This is a genomic window from Agromyces binzhouensis (assembly GCF_004135055.1).
GTDB classification, from domain to species: Bacteria; Actinomycetota; Actinomycetes; order Actinomycetales; family Microbacteriaceae; genus Agromyces; species Agromyces binzhouensis.
Genome location: NZ_SDPL01000639.1, coordinates 1 through 1,171 on the forward strand (window position 1 = coordinate 1; position 1,171 = coordinate 1,171).

The following is a 1,171-nucleotide window of genomic DNA, read 5'->3' on the forward strand; positions in this document are numbered from 1 at the left end:
CGCTCGTCGCCGACCCGCCGACCGGGTCGGACGGCGGCGGCGGCGCCCACTCGTCCTCCGGCGGCGCGAGCTCGTCGGGATCCCACGGGACCTCGTCGGCCCACGCGGGTGCGCCGGCGGATTCGGGGTGCTCGCTCCAGGTCACCCGTCGACCCTACCCGGCGGTCCCGACAGGCCGGCCGGACCCGGAAGGCCGAGGGCTCGTGCCCCGACGGGGAGGACGGGTCGCGGTGCGAGTCTGCTGTGAAGGTCCGTCGCGTGCGCCGCGTCGACCTAGGCTCGCGCCATGACCCGCATCGAGCAGGCGCGCATCCTCGTCGTCGGGGCCAGCGGCGCGCTGGGAACCCTGATCGCCGAGCGCCTCGCGGAGCGCGGAGCGCGGCTCGTCCTCCACGGCCGGGACCCGGCGCGGCTCGGCGCCTCGGCAGGCGCCGCGACCGTCGCGGTCGATCTCACCGAAGCCGACGCTCCCGAGACGATCGTCGATCGAGCCGTCGAGGCGCTCGGCGGGCTCGACGCGATCGTCGTCGCGGCAGGCGTCGTCGGGTTCGACGGCGTGGCCGAGACCGCCGGGCGGGATCTCGAGACGATGTTCACCGTCAACGCCCTCGCGCCGATGCGCATCATCTCGGTCGCCCTGCCGAGCCTGCGAGACTCGGCCGCCGAGGGGAACGAGCCGGTGGTGCTCACGATCTCGGGAATCGTCTCGGAGCTCCCGACGGCCGGGCTCGCGAGCTACTCGGCATCGAAGGCGGCGCTCGCGGCGTACGTCGCGGCCGCCGGGCGAGAACTCCGGCGCAGCGGCATCCGTCTCGTCGATGCCCGGCCCGGTCACACCGAGACCGGGCTCGCGGACCGACCGCTCTTCGGGACGGCGCCGCGCTTCCCGCACGGGCACGACCCCGCGAACGTCGCGGATCGGCTCGTCCGCGCGATCGAGGACGGCTCGACGAGCCTGCCGCCCGACGCCTTCACCGGAGCCTGAGTCGGCACCGAGGCCGCGCCGAGCGGCAGCGCACGTCAGTCGCGCGGTTGCGAGTCGTCGGACGGCTCCCCCGCGTCGGGCCCGGACGAGCCGTCGGCGGCATCCGCCCCCCGCGGTGTCCGCCGGACGAACAGGAACGCCACCAGGGCGGCGGCAGCGACCGCCAGCACGCCCGCGCCGATCCAC

1 protein-coding gene is annotated in these 1,171 nt (G+C 76.0%); it reads left to right on the plus strand.

The features are described 5' to 3' along the window. The first annotated feature begins 286 nt into the window (after positions 1–286). Positions 287–985, plus strand: coding sequence for an SDR family NAD(P)-dependent oxidoreductase (locus tag ESO86_RS17300; RefSeq protein ID WP_207207215.1), 699 nt, complete (start codon positions 287–289; stop codon positions 983–985). Positions 986–1,171 lie beyond the last annotated feature (186 nt).

Bases quoted from the DNA above. Each gene is read 5' to 3' on its own strand.
- ESO86_RS17300 (WP_207207215.1), top strand. From the start codon at position 287: ATGACCCGCATCGAGCAGGCGCGCATCCTCGTCGTCGGGGCCAGCGGC.